Origin of the sequence: uncultured Butyricimonas sp. (genome assembly GCF_959596855.1) — a bacterium.
Classification (GTDB): Bacteria; Bacteroidota; Bacteroidia; order Bacteroidales; family Marinifilaceae; genus Butyricimonas; species Butyricimonas muris.
In genome coordinates this window covers 1-2,716 of the sequence record NZ_CAUFYA010000103.1, presented here as the reverse complement: position 1 = coordinate 2,716, position 2,716 = coordinate 1, and the positions used below count along the sequence as shown (strand labels likewise).

Below are 2,716 nucleotides of genomic sequence, written 5' to 3'. Positions count from 1 at the left end.
GAACCCATATAAAATTTCAATTAAAACACAATTAACTCCCATAACACTTGATTTTGATATATAACACTTTTGCTTTTCCTCTAAATACCGCCCTTAAATACAGACTATTATTTCTGAACTTTAACCCACTTTATGGCATCAGCAACGACAACTTGCGGGTCACTATCTTTATCTGCGGAATTACGTTCACGATCTCTGTCACTCAACGTCAGCCTTCCCTTCCCGTGAAAATCAAAAACACCCAAGGATAGCCATCCCCCATCATCTTTACTCATAGAGAGCACAACCTCGTGTTCTTCCTTCCCGTCAAATACGGTATAATAGTACTCTCTTAAGAAATCACTGATTCTGTTTTTCCCGGAAGGTTGATAACAAAACACCTCGTATGTTCCCTCGGGTAAATCAGTTTCCCATTGTACTTTTTGATTACCCTTACCGGCTTGTTTAAAATACACTCCTTTCACCGGGAAACCATACCCCTCTTCTTTGACTGTAAAACCCCAATGTTCTTCAGGGGGAAACGCATAATACTTGGCACGTGTCTCGACTTGTCCGAACAAGGATGCGATGTTAAACTTTCTGGTTTCAAGGAACGTGAATCCCAGCTCAGAGTCATCCACGATAATCTCGTTCTCGTTCACGGTTGAAAATGAGGTCGAATCGAGGGGCAAATACCACGTGGTGGTGTCGGTATAGACATCCCTTTTCTCACTTGATAATTCAACATATCCCGGGATATTTAAAGCCAGAATGGTATAAATATTGAAATTAACATTATCCTTCATTCGTGTTCTTATCGCTCGTCCCTCTCCCGGAGGAATAATCCATCCCGAACAATTATTGCTCGCCCTGATTATACCCGGAACTTTGCCCCGATTAAATACTTTAAAATCGTATGTATTGTACCTACTATAATTTTCACCCTTCACCGAGATAACATGCCCGTCTATCTCAAAAATGGGTAACTCATTATTTCGAAACCAACTATCAACGATAGAGTCCAATTTAACATTAAAACGAGAAAAGATTTCTTGCGAAAAATCTTCAAAGGTTGTTTCCTCAAAAAGGTGTCGCTTGAGAAAATCATGATAAGCATTGTGAAACTCTTTTTTCCCGATTCTGATCGCCAGCAGGGCGTTTAATTCCTCACATTTTTTACGAATGATCTTATCAAGCAACTCCGGAGAGAGCAAGGGATCTCTCAAAGCCTCTTCAAGACTATGGTCTTTCATGTAATCAACTATATAGTATTCAACATCCAACTCATGCTCCCAACTTAAATTGGGATAAAAAGCCAAGAGCAAGGCATCATTGATCAAGGAGCATTCGTCAGAATAAACAAAACTCGTGTTACCCTTACCACTTGATTGTAGCCCAAAACTTCCCCGCTCGAAAAGTTGAAATTCTTTATTAAACCATGTTTTAACCTCTTCTTCTTCGTACGATGGTAATCGAGTTTTTAATTTCTTGTTATCAAAAGAAAAGAAAGGCTCGTCCACCGAATATTTCTTTTCCGAAAGAAATACCATCCCCCCCTGTGTTCTCTCCCCCTCCTTTATGGTCTTCCCCGGGAACACGTGAAAATCACACGGAACCTCCACGACAGTGATCCAACTATAAGGATACTGCAGCGTGGGATCAAGGGGTACTTTATTCATCATGCGCCTTACGACATAATTATTATTATCACCATAAAATCCTATTTGGAATTTAGCATTTGCAATAATGTTCGACCACTCCCCTTTGGGAATACTGTCGTAAATATCTAGCATAAACTCATGCTCGGGCAAGTAAAAAAGCTCTACCCTTGTCGAAAAATCATCCTTTGCCATATTCGACATAGCGTGGATTTCAGGTAAAGCATCGCTACCGACCACAATCTCCCGTTTCTTGTAATTGCCGACACAAAGACTAATCCCCCTCATGTCATGCTCGAACGTGAATATCGTTCTCCCGACAGTATCCCTATTCGCATTCCCTTGACATATTGCTACTAGATTTGAGTCATGCTCCACTTCCAGTTCGTAGCGAGTGAACATGGCTCGCCTGAAACCGGACACATCGTAGGGAGGCACACTGACTGGGTACCAAGCACATTCCGGAGTAAGCAATTTGTATCCTTTCTCGCACAACGCTGGGCTATAGCCAAAACGGTAAATATCAATCGTGTTCACAGCCGAGGAAGTATACTTCTCTTCCGGGGTATCGAGAAAACAAAAACTATTGTCGATTTTTCCCTCGTAATTCACGATAACTTCTTTTATTTCGCCAAGGAGTACCTTCTCGTCCACGAGAAGCACTTGCTGATCTCGCCGGAAGGAAACACCTTTCCTGTCCACGGTAATCGAGGAAACCGCCAGCCCCGGATTCAGGTAAAGAATCAAGGGAAGTTCCTCACTATCCCTGTTTTCTACCGTCATTCGACTGGTCACGGAAATCCCCCCGTTTCCCATCTCTTTCAAATGAAGTTGATTCCCGACTATTTTTAATACTTTATTTTGGTGGTACTTGGCATAAACTTCCCTGAACACTTCCCGTTTGCCGGATACGGATTGGAAACCGTAAGCAATCGCCCCCCCCCCAGCAAAAAGCAACGGGAATAGAGCCACACTCACTAAACGGGACACCGCCCGCACGTTATTGTGAATTCTGGGGTAAGGAATCACGGCAAGAACAGCTAGACCAAAACCCAAGAACCAAATAAAAACCAGGTGGA

Annotated in this window: 1 protein-coding gene; it reads right to left on the bottom strand. The window is 42.5% G+C overall.

The annotated features are described in order from the left end of the window. Window positions 1–107: 107 nt before the first annotated feature. The coding region (locus Q5866_RS21010; RefSeq protein ID WP_303182344.1) for a hypothetical protein at window positions 108–2,716 on the bottom strand (2,609 nt) is incomplete at its 5' end.